15 protein-coding genes are annotated in these 17,428 nt (G+C 72.7%); 5 read left to right on the top strand and 10 right to left on the bottom strand.

The features are described from left to right. Positions 1 to 2: 2 nt before the first annotated feature. Positions 3 to 1,598, bottom strand: coding sequence for a prenyltransferase/squalene oxidase repeat-containing protein (locus ABFX50_RS23285; protein WP_346149479.1), 1,596 nt, complete (start codon positions 1,596 to 1,598; stop codon positions 3 to 5). After that, positions 1,595 to 1,786 (bottom strand): hypothetical protein, encoded by a 192-nt coding sequence (locus tag ABFX50_RS23280; RefSeq protein WP_346149478.1) that lies wholly within the window; start codon positions 1,784 to 1,786, stop codon positions 1,595 to 1,597. The genes ABFX50_RS23285 and ABFX50_RS23280 overlap by 4 nt, the downstream gene beginning before the upstream one ends. Positions 1,787 to 2,159: 373 nt before the next feature. Here ABFX50_RS23280 and ABFX50_RS23275 point away from each other — a divergent pair, with 373 nt between their 5' ends. Beyond that, positions 2,160 to 3,206: a polyprenyl synthetase family protein gene (locus ABFX50_RS23275; protein ID WP_346149477.1), complete on the top strand. Its 1,047-nt coding sequence runs from the start codon at positions 2,160 to 2,162 to the stop codon at positions 3,204 to 3,206. A gap of 41 nt (positions 3,207 to 3,247) precedes the next feature. Here ABFX50_RS23275 and recQ read toward each other — a convergent pair whose 3' ends face one another. Together recQ and ABFX50_RS23265 are read right to left on the bottom strand one after the other, a co-directional pair. After that, complete coding sequence (recQ, locus tag ABFX50_RS23270) at positions 3,248 to 5,083, bottom strand: DNA helicase RecQ (RefSeq protein WP_346149476.1); 1,836 nt, start codon at positions 5,081 to 5,083, stop codon at positions 3,248 to 3,250. A 79-nt stretch (positions 5,084 to 5,162) separates the two neighbouring features. Next, a complete protein-coding gene (locus tag ABFX50_RS23265) occupies positions 5,163 to 5,510 on the bottom strand; it encodes a winged helix-turn-helix transcriptional regulator (protein WP_183661588.1) in 348 nt (115 codons plus the stop codon). 48 nt (positions 5,511 to 5,558) lie between these two features. On the opposite strand from ABFX50_RS23265, the gene ABFX50_RS23260 reads away from it, so the two are divergent. Beyond that, on the top strand, positions 5,559 to 6,050 hold the full coding sequence (locus ABFX50_RS23260; protein WP_346149475.1) for a luciferase domain-containing protein: 492 nt from the start codon (positions 5,559 to 5,561) through the stop codon (positions 6,048 to 6,050). Here ABFX50_RS23260 and ABFX50_RS23255 read toward each other — a convergent pair. From ABFX50_RS23255 to ABFX50_RS23245, 3 genes are read right to left on the bottom strand one after another with little or no spacing between them, the layout of a single operon-like run. Continuing rightward, positions 6,013 to 6,834: a class I SAM-dependent methyltransferase gene (locus tag ABFX50_RS23255; protein ID WP_346149474.1), complete on the bottom strand. Its 822-nt coding sequence runs from the start codon at positions 6,832 to 6,834 to the stop codon at positions 6,013 to 6,015. The genes ABFX50_RS23260 and ABFX50_RS23255 overlap by 38 nt on opposite strands. A gap of 46 nt (positions 6,835 to 6,880) precedes the next feature. Further along, positions 6,881 to 9,505, bottom strand: a complete 2,625-nt coding sequence (locus tag ABFX50_RS23250) for a DUF7825 domain-containing protein (RefSeq protein WP_346149473.1) — start codon at positions 9,503 to 9,505, stop codon at positions 6,881 to 6,883. After that, on the bottom strand, positions 9,502 to 10,866 hold the full coding sequence (locus ABFX50_RS23245; protein ID WP_346149472.1) for a hypothetical protein: 1,365 nt from the start codon (positions 10,864 to 10,866) through the stop codon (positions 9,502 to 9,504). The genes ABFX50_RS23250 and ABFX50_RS23245 overlap by 4 nt, the downstream gene beginning before the upstream one ends. A gap of 215 nt (positions 10,867 to 11,081) precedes the next feature. Between ABFX50_RS23245 and ABFX50_RS23240 the strand changes: the two genes are divergently transcribed. Beyond that, positions 11,082 to 11,633, top strand: a complete 552-nt coding sequence (locus ABFX50_RS23240) for a DUF4291 domain-containing protein (protein WP_346149471.1) — start codon at positions 11,082 to 11,084, stop codon at positions 11,631 to 11,633. Here the strand turns inward: ABFX50_RS23240 and ABFX50_RS23235 are convergent. Both ABFX50_RS23235 and ABFX50_RS23230 read right to left on the bottom strand, forming a co-directional pair. Next, positions 11,611 to 12,765, bottom strand: a complete 1,155-nt coding sequence (locus tag ABFX50_RS23235) for an acyl-CoA dehydrogenase family protein (RefSeq protein WP_183661602.1) — start codon at positions 12,763 to 12,765, stop codon at positions 11,611 to 11,613. The genes ABFX50_RS23240 and ABFX50_RS23235 overlap by 23 nt on opposite strands. A gap of 100 nt (positions 12,766 to 12,865) precedes the next feature. After that, a complete protein-coding gene (locus ABFX50_RS23230) occupies positions 12,866 to 13,975 on the bottom strand; it encodes a M24 family metallopeptidase (RefSeq protein WP_346149470.1) in 1,110 nt (369 codons plus the stop codon). Between the two features lie 146 nt (positions 13,976 to 14,121). Between ABFX50_RS23230 and ABFX50_RS23225 the strand changes: the two genes are divergently transcribed. Both ABFX50_RS23225 and ABFX50_RS23220 read left to right on the top strand, forming a co-directional pair. Continuing rightward, positions 14,122 to 15,381 (top strand): PP2C family protein-serine/threonine phosphatase, encoded by a 1,260-nt coding sequence (locus ABFX50_RS23225; RefSeq protein WP_346149469.1) that lies wholly within the window; start codon positions 14,122 to 14,124, stop codon positions 15,379 to 15,381. 64 nt (positions 15,382 to 15,445) lie between these two features. After that, positions 15,446 to 16,342, top strand: a complete 897-nt coding sequence (locus ABFX50_RS23220; RefSeq protein WP_346149621.1) for a 5'-3' exonuclease — start codon at positions 15,446 to 15,448, stop codon at positions 16,340 to 16,342. Here ABFX50_RS23220 and ABFX50_RS23215 read toward each other — a convergent pair. Beyond that, positions 16,339 to 17,364, bottom strand: coding sequence for a LacI family DNA-binding transcriptional regulator (locus ABFX50_RS23215; protein WP_346149468.1), 1,026 nt, complete (start codon positions 17,362 to 17,364; stop codon positions 16,339 to 16,341). The two genes, ABFX50_RS23220 and ABFX50_RS23215, sit on opposite strands and share 4 nt — an antisense overlap. Positions 17,365 to 17,428 lie beyond the last annotated feature (64 nt).

Below are 17,428 nucleotides of genomic sequence, written 5' to 3'. Positions count from 1 at the left end.
ATTCATGATCGTATCAGGATGGACACTCTCCGGTCGCATTCCGCGAGATGCAGCGAGGCGAGGACGGCCGCGCGCACCACCGCGCGAGGGCTGTAGAGATCCTTGTCGTGCCAGAGCGCGGGCTGGCTGCCGAGGTCGGCCCCGCGCAGGAACCGGTAGCCCTCGGCCGCCGCCCGCGCCAGGCGGGGATCGTCGCCCGCCCTGGTCAGCAACAGGATCTGCAGCGCGTAGGCGCTCTCCTCCGGCGTGCCCTCCCATCTGCCCCACGAGCCGTCCGGCCGCTGCGTGTCCAGCACCCAGGTGACCGCCCTGCGCACCGACCCCGCGTTTTCCTGGCTGCCGTAATCGTCGAGGGCCAGCGCGCAGCTCGCGGTCGCGTAGTACGGCGAGGCGTGCCAGCGGTCGTCCCACGCCCCGTCGGCCCGCTGCCTGCTCGCCAGCCAGCCACTCAGACGCGCCATCACGGGGCGGTAACGATCGCCCGCGGCGGGACGGCGCTCCACGTATTTGCCGAGGGCGTCGAGCACGTGCGCGTTGACGGTCGGCGAGTGGCCGTCCTCGCCCTGCCAGGTGCAGAAGTGGGTGCCGAGGTCGAAGGCGAGCAGGCTGCCCGGCTCGTGCGGGGCTCCCAGCATGGCCAGCGCGTAGAGGGCGACCGAGGTGGTGTCGGCGTCGGCCGGCAGTCCGGCGCCCGCGGGCGTTCCCGCGGGGCCGATCGCCGCGCGCAGGTCGGCGATCATCTCGGGCGGGACGTCCAGCTCGATGCCCGCTCTGGCCAGCCAGCTCAGCACCCAGCCTCGCTCGAACACCGTGATCGGCAGGCCCACGGGCACCGGGCCGCCGTGCCTCCTGGCCACCGCCTCCAGATGGAGCCTCGCCGCCGCGGCCCCGAGCGTCGCCTCGCCCGCGCCGCTTGCCTCGGCCGTGAGGTCGGCGTGCACGGGTCCGTCCTGGATGGCGGCGAGCCAGGCGGCGGTCGCGGCGGGTGAGGCGCCGACGGTGCCGATCGGGGTAGGCCGGACGGCGTGCGCGCCCCTGGCGGCCGAGCCGGCGATCTCCAGGGCGTGCAGCAGCTTCTCGGGCAGTTTCGCGCCGGAGGCGATCCAGCCCCGCACCGCCTCCAGCCTGGAGTGGTCCATCCCCTGAGGCAGCGGCAGCGGCGCGCCCAGCCCTGTCAGGTGCTCGTTGATCAGCGAGACGAGGAAGGGGACGATGAGCTCGACGGCGGGCATGTCGGGCAGCGGGTGGCCCGCGCCGAGCCGTACGGGGAGTATCTCCAGGCCGCGCAGGACCGCGGCGGACAGGTCCGCGCGCGGGCCGGTCGAGGTGTCGGACGCGCCGGAGGTACGGCGGCACTCGGACATCAGCGCCTCGACCGCGCTGAGCGTGGGCACCAGGTCGTAGCCGTCGGGCGGGCCCCAGGCGCCGTCGGGCCGCTGGGTGCGCAGCAGGTAGTCGACCCTTTCGGCGTGGCCGGTGAGCCACGGCACCAGTGTGACGAGGCGGCCTGTCTCGTAGACCGAGGCGGTCACCTGGCCCCACGGCCTGGCCATCAGCCCGTCGACCAGCTCTCGTGCCGCCGAGGCGATGTCGTTCACAGCTCTCTCCAGGTGTCGGCGCTGCCGTGGAAGCCGATGGTGAAGCCGATCTGCCGCTCCGGATGGAGCGCGGTGCGCGGAGAGGTGCCCCTGAGGCGCTTGGCGGTGAACAGCGGCCGCGACGCCTTGCCGCTGTCGCGCCGGGCCGGGCCGCCGGCGTGGATGCCGTCGCCGGACAGCGGAATCATCGGATCCCAGAACGTACCCTCACGTAGGTGGTTCGCCTGACTGGCACTCAGGACGTGCCGCCCATGGGTGGCGAGGAAGGGGCGCAAGGGGCCGAGACTAAGCTTGACGTGTGCGCCTCCGGCCTCGGATCCGGCCTGTTCGAGCGCCTTGACGGGGTGGCGGGCGGGTCCGGCGAGAGCGAGGCAGAAGGGCAGCGTACGGACCCGACCGGTCGACATTTACTCCTACTTCACAAACTTCATGATGGTTCGCGTGGAGTATCACATGATCGGCTGTTACTGATCAAGGTTGGGGATTGGTGGTTATTTATGGTGACTTGCCGGTTCAACGGAGGATCGTCGGCTGACTTCGCGCCGATTCATCGGAGGATCGATGCCTGACATCGGCTTTCCCGCCGGCGCGCTCGCCAGGTGCAGGCAGCTGCTCGAGCCGGCGATGCGCGCGACCGTGGCCGATCTGCATCCCTGGACCGAGCGGATGGCCGCCTTCACGCTCGGCTGGTCCGACATCGACGGCACACCCGTCGAGGCCGACACCGGCAAGGGGCTGCGGCCCGCCCTCGCGATGCTGTGCGCCGAGGCCGCGGGTGGCACGTTCGAGTCGGCGGTCCCCGGCGCGGTCGCGGTGGAGCTGGTGCATGTCTTCTCGCTCGTGCACGACGACATCATCGACAGCGACGAGCGGCGCAGGCACCGGCCCGCGGTGTGGAAGGCCTACGGGGTCGGGCCCGCCGTCCTGGCCGGTGACGCGCTGCTGGCCCTGGCCGTCAGGTCCGCCGCCAGTGGCCCGCACGCCGCCGCGGCCGCGAGTCTGCTGTCGTCGGCGCTGGTGGAGCTGGTGCACGGCCAGACCCTGGACATGGCCTTCGAGGAGCGGCCGTGGACGGGCCCCGAGGCGGTGACGGTGGCCGAGTACACCTCGATGGCCGCCGACAAGACCGGCTCCCTGATCGGCTGCGCCGCCGCCCTCGGCGTGACGTTCGCCGGCGCGCCTGCCGTCCTCGCCACCCGGATGTACGGCATGGGCCGCGACCTCGGCCTGGCCTTCCAGATGGTGGACGACGTGCTCGGCATCTGGGGGGACCCTGCGCGCACGGGCAAGCCGGTCTTCGGCGACCTGCGCCGGCGCAAGAAGACCCTCCCCGTGCTGGCCGCCCTGGCCCCCTCTGTGCCGCGATCCTCCGGAACCGCCGGGACCTCCGCGAGCCGCGAGCTGGCGCTCCTGCTCTCCTCGGGGGCCGAGGACGAGGACGCCGTACGGCTGGCCGCCGACCTCATCGAGAAGGAGGGCGGCCGCGACCGGGCCCTGTCCATGGCCGCCGACCACGCCTCCCGCGCCCTCGACACGCTCGACGCCGCCTTCCCGGAGGCCCGTGACCTCCGCGCGCTGATCACCTCACTTCTGGATCGCACCCACTGACCCGGACACCGAGGCCTCCGCACTTTGCAGGCTCCCCGCTCCTACGCGGGAGCCTCGGCGAGGGCGGCCAGCACCTGCTCGCCGTACTTGGCCAGCTTGCTCTCCCCCACCCCCGACACCCCCGCCAGCTCCCCCAGCGTCGCCGGGCGTCTGGCCGCGATCTCGCGCAGCGTCGCGTCGTGGAAGATGACGTAGGCGGGCACCCCCTGCTCCTTGGCCGTCGCTCCCCGCCACGAGCGCAGCAGCTCGAACACCGGCTGCGCCTCCGCGGGCAGCTCGGCCGCCGCCGCCTGCTTGGCGGACTTCGCCGGCCTGTCGGCCTTCTTGGCCACCGGGTCGTGCCTCAGCATCACCGGGCGCTCTCCCCTCAGCACCCCTGCGCTCGCCTCGGTGAGCACCAGCGTGCCGTAGTCGCCCTCCACCGCCAGCAGCCCCATGGCGAGCAGTTGCCGCACCACCCCGCGCCACTGCGTGTCGCGCAGTTCGGTGCCGATGCCGAACACCGTCAGCGAGGCGTGGTCGAACTGCAGCACCTTCTCGGTCTGCCTGCCGAGCAGGATGTCGATCAGCTGCCCCGCGCCGAAGCGCTGCCCCCGCTCACGTTGCAGGCGCAGCACGGTCGACAACAGCTTCTGCGCGGCGACCGTGCCGTCCCAGGTCTCCGGCGGGTTGAGGCAGGTGTCGCAGTTGCCGCAGGGCGCGCCCTCCTGCCCGAAGTAGGCCAGCAGCCGCACCCTGCGGCACGAGGCCGTCTCGCACAGCGCGAGCATCGCCTCCAGGTGCGCGGCCTGGCGCCGCCGGTGGGCGTCGTCGCCCTCAGAGGTGTCGATCATGCGGCGCTGCTGCACGACGTCCTGCAGGCCGTAGGCGAGCCACGCGGTGGCCGGCTGCCCGTCGCGCCCCGCCCTGCCGGTCTCCTGGTAGTAGCCCTCCACGGACTTGGGCAGGTCGAGGTGGGCGACGAAGCGCACATCGGGCTTGTCGATGCCCATGCCGAAGGCGATCGTGGCCACCATGACCATGCCGTCCTCGCGCAGGAAGCGGGCCTGGTGCGCGGCGCGCGTGCGGGCGTCGAGACCCGCGTGGTACGGCAGCGCCCCCACGCCGTTCTCCTGCAGGAACGCGGCGACCTTCTCCACCGAGGCGCGCGAGAGGCAGTAGACGATGCCCGCCTCTCCCTCGTGCTCGGTGCGGATCAGTCGCAGCAGCTGCCGCTTCGGCTCGTTCTTCGGCTCGATGCGGTACTGGATGTTGGGCCTGTCGAAGCTGGCCACGAAGTGCCGCGCCCGCTCGAGGCCGAGCCTGGCGGTGATCTCCTTGTGCGTCTCGGGGGTGGCGGTGGCGGTCAGCGCGATGCGCGGCACCTCGGGCCAGCGCTCGTGCAGCGTGGACAGGGTGAGGTAGTCGGGCCTGAAGTCGTGGCCCCACTGCGCCACGCAGTGCGCCTCGTCGATGGCGAACAGCGAGATCGCCCCCCTGGCCAGCAGGCGCAGCGTCTGCTCCGACCGCAGCCGCTCGGGGGCGAGGTAGAGCAGGTCGAGCTCGCCCGAGACGAACGCCTCCTCGACCGCGGCCCGCTCGCCCTGCTCCTGCGTGGAGTTGAGGAAGCCGGCCCTGACGCCCGCGGTGGTCAGGGCGTCGACCTGGTCCTGCATGAGCGCGATCAGCGGTGAGATCACCACGCCCGTGCCCTGCCGTACCAGAGCGGGGATCTGGTAGCACAGGGACTTGCCGCCGCCTGTCGGCATGAGCACCAGCGCGTCGCCGCCCGCGACGACGTGGTCGATGATCTCCTGCTGCCCCTCCCTGAAGGAGTCGTAGCCGAAGACGCGCCGCAGCACGTCGCTTGCCTGGGGACCGCGCTCGGGGGAAGTCACCGGGCCATGCTAGGAGAGGCCGCCGACGAAATCCGCCGCCGCGCGAGACTCGGGCCGCCCGTCGAGGCTCGCGACCGGGCTACAGCGCGGCGTCGTAGCGCTCGCGCGCCCTTTCCACCTCGCCGAGATGGGTGTCGGACCAGTCGACGAGCGTGTGGAAGACGGGCAGCAGGGTGCGGGCCAGCGGGGTCATCTCGTACTCCACCCTGGGCGGCATCTCGGCGTGGTAGGTGCGGCCGACCAGTCCGTCGCGCTCCATCTGGCGCAGCCGCTGGGCCAGCACCTTGGGAGTGATCGCGGGGACCAGCCGCTGCAGCTCGGTGAAGCGGGTGCGGCCGTGGTGGGCGAGGGTCCAGAGCACCTGCGTCGTCCACTTGCCGAACACCAGCTCGGCCACCGGCGTCACAGGGCAGGGATCGAAGGTCATTACTATCTCCTTGGTAACTACTATCCTCAAAATAGTAACGTGGCAGACATGATCACACTCACCCGCCGGCGGGGGCCCCGCCCCGCCACCCGCCCTGCCACGCCCCACCAGCAGCTCGACCAGACCGCGCCCGCGCCGCTGCAGGAGGAGCTGTGGCTGAGGATGGCCGGCCTGCCGGGCGTGCGCACCGGCCGCAGCGGCATCTCGCTGCCCGACACCCGCGCCCTGCACCTGCCTGAGGCGTCGGGGCCCGCGAACGCGTACCTCATCGGCGCCGAGTTCGCCCACCTGCACGGCGCGCGCGACGGCAGCCTGCACCTCACGCTGCCGAGGGCCGAAGCCAGCCACGCGATCGAGCACGGCTGGGCCGAGCCGCACCCTCTCGCGGGCACGGGCCTGATCCCGCCCACGATCGTCATGGTGTACGGCCCGCGCGACCGCGAGGAGCTGGAGGTCGTCTGGAGCCTCGTCCAGACCTCCTACGCCTACGCCACGGCCACGCTCAGAAGCGGTAGCGAAGAATCCGCCCCACGTCCCTGAGCCGGGGGATGCGCGCGAGCACCCACATCTGCGCCCTGCCCACCGCGGGCAGCAGTTCCAGGCCCGGCATGTCGACGCTGCGCAGCGCGTCGAGGCAGACCAGCCCCTCGTGCCACCCCTCGATCACCCGGGGGTCGTCGACGCCCCAGTGGAGCGTCGACCCCGAGTTGCGGACGGCGGGCACCAGCTTCTGCATCCTGATGCCCATCGAGCCGTAGACGTCGAACAGCAGCTGCCCGCCGGGGAAGCGGCCGGTGATGCGCTGGATGAGCCGCCTGCCCTCCTCCTCCCGCAGGTACATCGACAGCCCCTCGAAGACCGCCACGACCGGACGGTCCGCGGGTACCTGCTCGAGCCACTCCTCGCCGGTCACCGAGGCGCCGATCTGCCGGTAGTCGCCCTCGGGGACCGGCAGGAGGCGCTCGCGCAGCGCGACCACCTCCGGATAGTCGACGTCGACCCACCGGACGGTGGCCGGCCTGGCGAGCCGGTGCGGCCGGGTGTCGAGGCCGCAGGCCAGATGCAGCACGGTCGACTCGGGCCGGGCGGTCATGAACTCCACGATCCAGTCGTCGAGCTGCCTGGCGCGCAGCGCCACCCCCGCCGCCGTCGTCGCGGTCATTCCCGTTCTGCGGAAGTCGTAGTCGATCCGCCGCATCACCCTGACGGCCTCCTGGTCACCCAGGATGGGCCTGCGGGCGCGGGTGTCGAGCGCCTTGCCGTACAGGGTGGCGAGCAGGGTCTCCTGCGCGCCGGTGAGGGTGATCGTCTGGCGGTCCGTCATCCTCGTGACGCTACTCCTCGCGACGCCGCCGCACGAGAAGGGGTGATCAACCGCCGGAGCCGTCCGAGGCGACCACCTGAGCCAGGCTCCTGGCCTGCTCGACCACCCGGCTGCCGCCCTTGCGCGCCGCCAGTTCGGCCAGGCCCTCCAGGTCGGCGCTCGCCCCCGACAGCGTGGCCGCTCTCACCGCGACCGCCAGCAGGTCGCCCAGCCCCGGCGCGGGCCTGTGCCCCTGGCGCGGCAGGATCGGCGGAAGGGCCGCGGCGAGGACCGACCACACCTCGGCGCGCGCTCCCGCCATCACGACCTCCTCCAGCACGGCGGTGACCCGGTTGAGCTTGAGCAGGCCTGCCTGGAGCAGGCTCGCGACGGCCGCCCCGAGGTCGGCGGCCGGCAGCTGCCCGCGCGCGGCCAGCGTGATCATCGCGTCGGCGGCGGCCGCCCGCTGCCGGTGGCGTTCGTGCCCCATCCCGACGGCGATCACGCCCGCGGTGGCGGCTCCGAGCGGGCCTTCACCGTGCACGAGGGCCGCCAGCACGTCGGTATCGCCGGAGGTGGGCAGGTACTCGAGCAGGTGCGCGGCGAGGACCTCCCGGTGCGAGGGCATGATCGACGGCCACCACTCCAGGTCGTGCGCGTACCCCGGATAGCCGGTCGTCCGCTCCAGGGCCCAGAGCTCGCCCAGCGGCTCGGTCAGCGGCTCGGGCAGGGTCGTCGCCGGCTCGACCCTGGCGTGCGCCTCCACCACCTCCTCCATGAGGGAGGAGTAGGGGCTCCGCCTGCGCACCGGCTCCACCGCCCAGCCCACCACCGGGTCGGGCAGGCCGCCGTCGCGCAGCCAGGCCGCCAGCACCGCGCCCGCCCGAGAGGTCAGCCGCCCCGCCCGTACGGCGAGCGCGGGCTCGCTCCGCCTGGGCAGCCGCAGCAGCGCCTGGAGGAAGTCGGCCTCGAGCGGCTCGGCTCCGTCGAGCAGCTCCATGCGCGTCACGAGGGTCTCGGCGTCGACGTGCCCGGTCGGCGCGGTCGGCGCGGCCAGCAGCACGGGCACCGTCGCTCCGGCCTCGAGCCGTGCGATGATCTCGTGGAAGCGTCGCCGGACGAAGAGCGTGAGCGGGGGCTCGGCGAAGTGGCGCTCGCCGGTCAGCCGCGCGGTGATGGCCCTGCCGTGGTCGGGCGAGACGACCGCCAGCGCGCATCGCGCCAGGAGCACGCCGTGGTTCTCGGCCAGCCCGAAGAAGTGGCCGTCGGCGTCGAGCGGTCGCCACCAGCGGCTCTCCAGCCACGGCCGCAGCGCCCGCGCGACGGCCCCGCGGTCGCGATGGCTGAGCTCGACCAGCGCGGCGAGGGCCCGCTCGAACTGCGCGGGCGCGGCCGGCTCGGCCTCCAGCCACGCCACCAGCTCCGCCGCCGAGGCGATGGGCGGCGGCAGGCCGGGCAGGTCGCGCGCGATGAGGACGGCCCCGGCCAGAGGCTCGCAGGGCGCGGCGGCCACCTCGCCGAACGCGGCCTCGATGCGCCCGCGCGGCCCGTCGGGCAGCTGCCCGGCTTCCTGCCGGACCGCCTCACGCGCCGGCTCGCCCGCGTGCGGAGCCAGAGCGACCGCCAGCCGTACCGCCCTGTCGCGCAGGGCGGGCGTGTCCTGGCCGAAGACGGTCGCCAGCGCGGGCAGCGCGCCGTCGGCCCTGGACGGCGCGGCCTCGGCGATCCACCGCAGCCCGGCCGTGACGTGCTTCTTCTCCGCCCTGAACGTCAGCGCCTGGACCGCCTCGGCCCACAGCTCGTCGTCGACAGCGCCCGCCGCGTCGGCCCGCCGCAGCCCCTCCGCCATGAGCTCCACCAGGAGCGAGGGGGCGGAGGGCAGCAGCCTGACGAAGTCGAGCACGGGGATCTCGGCCACCTCGGCGCCCAGTCGGCGCCACAGCGTCACGAACGGCGCGAGCTCGCCGCCCTCGCCTCCCGCCATGAACCTGCTCGCGCAGCCCTCGAGGAGCGTCCGCCTGCTGACCCTGCCCACCGCGGCCAGCGCGGCGAGCTCGTCGATCATGGTGGTGGAGCGGCCGTTCTGCCAGGCGAGCGCCTCGGCCACCCCTTGCGCGTGGAAGAGCCTGGGGACCATCTGGTCGAGCAGCGGGTCCTGCGCAAGGTCCTGAGCCTCACCCGTCTGCCGTCGTTCGGTCACCCGCCATGCCCAACCGGCGACGAACGCGTCGCTGTCGGGGACGTCGACGCCCGTCTCCAGCACCAGCGCCGCGGCCAGCTCCCAGCCCTCGCCGCTCCTCGGCCACCCTCGGCGGGTGAGCGGGCGTAACCGCCGCACCAGCCGGACCGCCAGCTCCTCACGCCATTTCACCGGCCGGTCCTCGACCAGCGAGAGGATCCTGGCGGCGTCGGTCTCCGGCGCGGACACGCCGCGCAGCTCCCGCCGGTTCAGCCAGGCCGCGACCTGCGCCGCCCCGCCCAGGCAGGCCGCTCCCGCCAGCCGGAACCCGGCCGCCCTGTCGCGCACCTCCCAGCGGGCCTCCCAGCCCTGGCCCACACGACCGGCCAGATGGGCGGGCAGTTGCACGGCCACCGCCCGCCTGCCCACCTCGCCGAAGCCTCGGAGCAGTTCCACCAGGTCCTTGTTGTCGCCGGCCTCGATACGCTCGACGACCTCCTGCCACGGATTCATGTCGAGGACCCTACGGAGGGCCCCCGACAATCTTGGGCGTGTGTGCGTCCCACCGCGGCCAGGCCCGCGGCCATGCAGGTCAACGGGATGGCCGGGACGACGTAGCGGACGTCGAACCCGGTCAGGAACGGCGGTGCCAGAACCAGCGCCGCGGCTGCCAGGCCCGGCAGCAGGGCGTCGGGCCGCCGCCGTACCGACGCCAGGACGACGGCGCCCCCGAGCAGCGCGACCAGCAGCGGGAAGGGCAGGTATCCGAAGCGCTGGTAGACGCGCAGCCACCCCGCGTAGGGCTCGGTGAGTCTCGTGGCCGCCGGGCCGCCCTCGTAGGCCTCCGCCACCGCCCTGGTGGACTGCTTCAGCGGTCGCTCCTCGAAAGGGAACCAGTAGGGATTCGTCTTCGTCTTCGTCATCGACGCCGACCTGGCCGTGGTGCGTTCCCAGCGCAGCAGCCGGCCCAGGTCACCTGCCCCTGCGGCCAGGTAGTCGAAGGGCTGGGCCATGATGGCGGCGCGGGCGAACCGCCCCGCCAGCGCGTTCCTGTCGCGTGGCGTACCGGCCAGCGGCGACGCCGCTCCCCACATCCAGAAGGCGGGCGCGGGCCGGGCGGCCACCGGCGTCGTGGGACAGAGCCGCGCCAGCCCCGGTTCCGGCCGTATCACCGAGCAGTCGGCGAAGGTCATGGTGCGCGCCCAGAGGAAGAGCCCGTCGGCCCGGGTCAGCCCGAACGTGCCGCTCGTGCCGTACATCCAGGTGGCGTACGCCACCAGCGGCAGCGCGCCCGCGAGCACCAGCCCGGCCAGGGGCCGCCATCCGGTACGGCGCAGCAGCGCGAACACCACGGCCAGCACCAGCACGGCCACGCCGACGGTCCTGGTGATCGCCCCCAGCCCGAGCAGCGCCCCGCCGGCGCCCGCCGACAGCGGCGTGACGGCCCGGCGCGACAGCGCCATCACCCCCGCCGTGACCAGGACGGTGAAAAGCGCGTCGGCCATGATCATGTGTTCGAGGAGGATCAGGAACTCGTCGTACAACAGGGGCATGGTCACGGCCGTCGCGCCCCACCCCGGCAGGCCGCGCCGGCGCAGCAGGACGTACACCGCGACCGCCAGGCCCACACCGAGGACGTGCTGGACAGCGGTGACGAGGGCGAGGCTGTGCCCCGGCGCCAGCGCGGCGAGGAAGAGGGAGTACCCGAGCGGCCGGAACGTTCCAGGGACAGGGTCGGCGGCCGCTCTGAGGTAGGAGAAGGAGTCCGCCCAGAACCACAGCGCGGGCTGGTAGCCGGCCATCGCGAGGGCTCGCAGGACTACGGCTGGGATCAGCGCCAGCAGGAACGCGCGATGGCGGTTCGCGGGCAGCACAGAACCAGGCGATGGCACGTGCACGAGGAGACTCCTAGGAGATGGCCAGCCGGGGGTTCCCCGTGCCGACGTGGTCGTCTCCTTGTTCTCACCACATGTGCGCGGAAAGGTTCACAACGGCCGCCCTCGAGATCCCCTCGGCGCCGGTGAAGGAGAGCCTCTCCCTGTCGTAATCCCGTTGCCGGGGATATGGCGGGTTCGGCACGCTGATCGCCATGAGCATCCCCTACCGGCAGATCCGAGCCGCTTACACCGAGGAGTCCATCACCGTCTACCAGGCCTACGATCCGGCCGTCGCCGCTCCCGCGGTGGCGGCGCAGCGGTTCGTCCCGCCGTTCAAGCGCGGGCGGATGACCTGGATCAAACCGTCGTTCCTGTGGATGATGTACCGCTGCGGCTACGCCACCAAGGAGGGCCAGGGCCGCGTGCTGGCGATCGAGCTGACCCGCGAGGGGTTCGAGTGGGCGCTGGCGCACTCCTGCCTGTCGGACAGGCGGGACATGCCGGTGCGCGTCCAGTGGGATCCCGAACGCGACCCCCGCCACAACGCGCTGCCGTACCGGTCGATCCAGATCGGCCTGTCGGGCGAGGCCGTCGACCGCTACGTCGGCGAGTGGACGCTGTCGATCACCGACCTGACCGAGCAGGTCCGCGGCCTGCACGCGGCGCTGCGCGCGGGCCGCGATCTGACTGCCCTGCTGCCGGCCGAGCGTCCCTACCCGCTGCCGAGGGAGCTGGCGGAGGTCATCGGCGCGACTCGGGAGTGAGGGCGCGGCTGATGACCAGGCGCTGGATCTGGTTGGTGCCCTCCACGATCTGCAGGACCTTCGCCTCGCGCATGTAGCGCTCGACGGGGAAGTCCTCGACGTAGCCGTAGCCGCCGAGCACCTGCACCGCGTCCGTGGTGACCTTCATGCACATGTCGGTGGCGAACAGCTTCGCCATGGCGGCCTTCGTGCCGTACGGCCTGCCCGCGTCGCGCAGCCGCGCGGCCTCCAGGTACAGGGCGCGGGCGGCGGCGATCTGCGTGGCCATGTCGGCCAGCATGAAGCCGATGCCCTGGAAGTCGATGATCCGCGAGCCGAACTGTCGCCGCTCCCCCGCGTAGGCGACGGCGGCGTCGAAGGCGGCCTGGGCCACGCCGACCGCGCACGCCGCGATGCCGAGCCGTCCGCCGTCGAGCGCGGCCATGGCGATGCGGAAGCCCTCACCCTCGGCGCCGACCAGCGCGGACTGCGGGAGCCTTACCGAGTCGAAGCGGACCTGCGTCGTCGGAGACGAGCGCATGCCCATCTTGTGCTCGGGCACGCCGTAGGTGAGCCCTTCCAGCCCTGACGGCACGCGCAGGCAGGAGATCCCGCGGGCGCCCTTGTCCCCGGTGCGGGCCATGAGCATGTAGAAGTCGGCCACCCCGCCGTGGGTGATCCACGCCTTGACGCCGTCGACGGTGTAACCGTCGGGGCCCGCGACGGCGCGGGTGGTGAGCGCGGCGGCGTCGGAGCCCGAGGCGGGCTCCGACAGGCAGTAGGCGCCGAGCAGCTCGCCGCCGACCATGTCGGGCAGCAGCTCGGCGCGCTGCTCGTCGGAGCCGAAGGCGGCCACGGGGAAGCACGACAGCGTGTGCACCGACAGGCCGAGGCCGACGGCCAGCCAACCGGCCGCCAGCTCCTCCACGACCTGCAGGTAGACCTCGTACGGCTGGTCGGCGCCGCCGTACTCGGAGGGGTACGGCAGGCCGAGCAGCCCCGTGGCGCCGAGGGTGGTGAAGACCTCGCGCGGGAAGCGCCCCGCGGACTCGTCACCCGCGGCGCGCGGCGCGACCTCCTTGGCGATCAGGTCTCGGGTCAGGTCGATCAGGTCGTGCGCCTCGGGGGTGGGCAGGGCACGCTCAACGGTCATCGCGACACGCTCCAGGAATGTGGCTCGGGGTCTCCGATGTCCCGATTGTGCCAGGCCCCCCACCGGCCGGTTCCACCTCGGCCCGCGCTGTCACCCGGCCCTAGACGATCACCAGCTCGCGCGTGGTGTTGTTCAGGCGCTCGCCGCCGTCCTGCGTGCACACCAGGATGTCCTCGATCCTGGCCCCGTGCCGCCCCTGCAGGTAGATGCCAGGCTCGACCGAGAACGCGAAGCCCGGCTCCATCACCTCGGTGTTGCCCGCCACGATGTACGGCTCCTCGTGCGTCTCGATGCCGATGCCATGGCCCGTCCTGTGGATGAAGTGCTCGCCGTACCCCGCCTCGGCGATCACCGTACGGGCCGCCGCGTCGATCGACTCGCACGTCACGCCGGGCCGTACGGCCTCGCACGCGGCGTCCTGGGCGCGCCTGAGCACCTCGTAGTAGGCGGCGAAGTCGGCAGGCGGTTCGCCCACGCAGTAGGTGCGGGTGGAGTCGGAGCAGTAGCCGTTGTGCAGCTGCCCGCCGATGTCGACGACGACGGGCTCGCCCGCCTGGATGACCCGGTCTGAGACCTCGTGGTGCGGGCTGGCGCCGTTCGGGCCGGAGGCGACGATGACGAAGTCGACGGTGGAGTGCCCGGCGGCGAGGATGGCGTCGTGGATGTCCTTGCCGACCTCCCGCTCGGTGCGCCCGGCCTTGAGGAACTGCGGCACCTGCCGGTGCACGGAGTCGATCGCCTCCCCTGCCTCGCGCAGCGCGGCGACCTCGCCAGGCGACTTGCGCATGCGCAGCTCGCGCAGCACGGAGCCGGCCAGCACCTGCTCGGCGCCCGGCATGGCGGCCCTGAAGCGGAGTGAGGCCATCGCCCACATGCGGTCGGCCAGGCCCACCTTGGCGACGGAGCCCAGCCGGCTCGCGACCACGCCGTAGGGGTCGTCGGTCTCGTCCCAGGCGACGAAGTCGAGGCCGAGGCGCGCGGCCGGTGAGGCCTGCGCCGCAGGCAGCTCCAGACGTGGCACCATCATGAAGGACTCGCCACGGGCGGGCACCACCAGGCAGGTCAGCCGCTCGAGCGGCAGCGCCTCGTACCCGCTCACGTAGCGCAGGTCGGGGCCTGGCGTGAGCAGCAGGGCGTCGAGCCCCGCCTTGGCGGTGGCCTCCTGGGCGGCGGCGAGGCGGGAAACGGGATACAGATCTTCGGACGTCACAAGGGCCAATCTACCCTCGTCAAATTCCCCGAAAAGTCTCACAACACGCAAGCCGCCGCTACACTCTGTAGAAGGACGATCACATAACGTGGGGCAATTGTCCCGTTCCAGTGCATACGAGAAGTGAGCCCCTTATGGTCGGCGTCGTGGGCGGCCCTCCGGCACCCCTTCCCTCCAGTGACGACCGGCGGCCCGGCGGGCCGATGACGGCCGCCGAGCTCCTGCAGCAGCTCACCGACCAGCTACGGCGGCGCGAGTCCGCCGAGACGCTGTCCGTCCAGCTGGGCCATGCCCAGCGGCTGGGCAACATGGGCTGGGCCCAGTGGAACCTGCGCACGGGCGAGGCCGTCTGGTCCGACCATGTGTACGTGATCTTCGGCAGAGACCCCTCGGCGGGGCCTGTCGGCCTGTCCGAGCTGGCCGACCACGTCGAGCCCGCCGACCTTTCCACGCTCGACCAGCTGCTCTGGGCGGTCGGCGAGGGCGTCGAGCCCGTGCACGCGGAGTTCAGGATCAGGAGGGGCGGCGAGGTGCGCAACCTGCGCGTCGTGCTCGAACCCCTCGTCGGGGCCGGTGAGACCACCGGCGTGCACGGGGTCGTCCAGGACATCACCGGACGGCGCAGGGCCGAGCGCATCATGTCCGAGTCGCGCCGCCAGCTCATCGAGGCGCGCGAGAGGGCGGCAGAGGAGCGCAACGTGATGATCGCGCTGCGCGAGGCCATCCTGCCCGAGCCCGTCGGCTGCCTCGACCTGCCGCGCACCCGCGTGGCGGTGCGCTACGTGCCCGCGGAGAAGGCGGCCAACCTGGGCGGCGACTGGTTCGAGGCGGCGGGGCTGCCCGACGGCAGGGTGCTGCTGGCCATCGGCGACGTCTCCGGGCACGGCCTGCCCGCGATCGCGCACATGGCCCAGCTGCGCCACGCCCTCATCGGGCTGACCATGACGGGACAGGCCGCCGACCAGTTGCTGTCGTGGCTGAACGAGCTGGTGATGCACCGCCTGCACGACACCACGGCCACCGCGCTGATCGGCCATCTCGACACCACCACCAACGTCTTCACCTGGGGGCAGGCCGGCCACCTCGCGCCGATCCTGGTCAGGGACGGCACGGCCAAGCAGCTCGACTCGCCGCGAGGGGTGCTGCTCGGGGCGGTGGGCGAGCAGCCGTACGAGCTGGCCAGCATCGAGCTGCGCCCCGACGACCTGCTGCTGCTGTTCACCGACGGGCTGGTGGAGCGGCGCACCCGCGACCTCGACGAAGGGCTCGCCCTCGCCCTGTCGGCCGCCCGCGAGCTGCCGGTCTACGACCTCGACTCGGGCCTCGACCGGCTGGTGGCCAGCATCGGAGGGCCCAACCCCGAGGACGACGCCTGCCTGCTGGCCGTCGGCATCCTCGACCTCTAGCGACCCGTTCCCCGCACCATCGCCCGAAACTGTCGCCGGGTGGTGCGACGATGGGGGCGTGCTGATGCTTCTCGACACCCCGTCGCTCTACTTCCGCGCCTTCTACGGCATCCCGGAGTCGATGACGGCGCCCGACGGCATGCCCGTCAACGCGGTGCGCGGCCTCATCGACATGATCGCCACGCTGGTGCGCCAGCACTCCCCCACGGAGCTCGTGGCCACCATGGACGCCGACTGGCGGCCCGCCTTCCGCGTGGCGGCGATCCCCACCTACAAGGCGCACAGGGTCGCCTTCGGGCACACCGAGGAGGTGCCCGACACGCTGGTGCCGCAGATCCCCGTCATCGAGCAGGTGCTCGACGCGGTCGGCATCGCCCGCCTGCAGTCCGACGGCTACGAGGCCGACGACGTCATCGGCACCCTCACCCACCAGGCCCGCGGCGCGGTCGACATCGTGACAGGCGACCGCGACCTGTTCCAGCTCGTCGACGACTCCCGCCCGGTGCGGGTCCTCTACACCGCTCGCGGGGTGCGCAACCTGCAGCTGGTCGACGAGGCCTTCGTCACCGCGAAGTACGGCATCCCCGGGCGCGGCTACGCCGACTTCGCCACCCTTCGCGGCGACCCGAGCGACGGCCTACCGGGCGTCGCGGGCGTCGGCGAGAAGACCGCCGCCTCCCTGATCACCAGGTTCGGCTCCCTCGAGGCGATCCTGGCCGCGCTCGACGCGGGCCAGAACGACGGCTTCCCCGCCGGGTCGCGCACCAAGCTGGCCGCCGCCCGCGACTACCTGCGGGTCGCGCCCGCCGTCGTCAAGGTCGCCGACTCCGCGCCGCTGCCCTCCGCCGACCTCACCCTGCCTGCCAAGCCACGCGACCCGGAGGCCCTGGTGCGGCTGGCCGACCGCTACGGCCTCGACTCCCCGCTCAACCGCCTGCTGGACGTCCTGACCGGCCGCTAAAGCTCTTCATCCGCCGCCGACGTGCTCTCCCTGACGGTCAGCACCGGCGTCGGCGTCCTGACGTTCACCGGCGTGGCGGGGTCGGCGATCGCGCCGAGCAGCGTCTCGGCCACCCGCCTGCCCAGCGCGAACGTGTCGCGCGACAGCGCGGTCAGCGACGGGTGCACGATCTGGGTCAGCACCGAGTCGTCGAAGGCCACGATCGACAGCTCGCCCGGCACACTCACCCGCATCTCTGCCGCCACGCCCAGACCCGCCACCGCCATCACGTCGCTGTCGTAGACGATCGCCGTCGGCCGCTGCTTGCGCGACAGCAGCGCCCTGGTGGCGGCGGCGCCCTGCGCGTCGCTGAAGTCGGTCGGCACCGACACCACCTCCCGCAGGGAGAGCCTGCGCGCCGAGTCGCGAAGCGCCCTGACCCGCCGCTGGGTGTGGCGGAAGGCGGGCAACCCCGACACGTGGGCGATCCTGGTGTGGCCGAGCGCGGCCAGGTAGTCGGCGATCGACAGCATCGCCTCCCTGTCGTCGGCCCAGACACTGGACAGCGAGCCGTGCGGTCCCGGCCCTCCGAGCACGACGGCCGGCACGCCGAGCTCCTCGATGACCTCGATACGCGGGTCGCGCACCTGCAGGTCGACCAGGATGAAGCCGTCGACGCGCCCCTCCGAGGCCCAGCGCCTGTAGACCTCGATCTCGGCGGCGGTGTCCTCCACGACCAGCAGGTGCAGCGCGACCGCGCCGGCCGACAGCCCCGCCTGCAGGCCCGACAGCAGGTGGGCGAAGAAGGGTTCCACGCCGATGGTCCTGGCGGGCCTGGCGATGACCAGCCCCGCCGCCTCGGCCCGCGCCCCGCCCAGCGCCCTGGCGGCGCTGTGCGGGCGCCACTTCATCTCCTCGGCGACCTTCAGGACGCGCGCCCTGGTCTCCTCGCTCACGCCGGGGCGGCCGTTGAGCGCGAAGGAGACCGCGCCCTTGGAAACGCCGACCTTGGCGGCGATGTCGGCAATCGTCGGTCGCCCCACGGCTCCCCCTCCTCTTGGGCGGGAGTCTACCGATGGAGCGGTTTAGCCGCCGGGTCTTCGGCGG

This window comes from Nonomuraea recticatena, assembly GCF_039533245.1.
Taxonomy (GTDB): domain Bacteria; phylum Actinomycetota; class Actinomycetes; order Streptosporangiales; family Streptosporangiaceae; genus Nonomuraea; species Nonomuraea roseola.
Note: the sequence above shows the minus strand (reverse complement) of the source record. Positions and strands in the feature narration are given on the sequence as shown.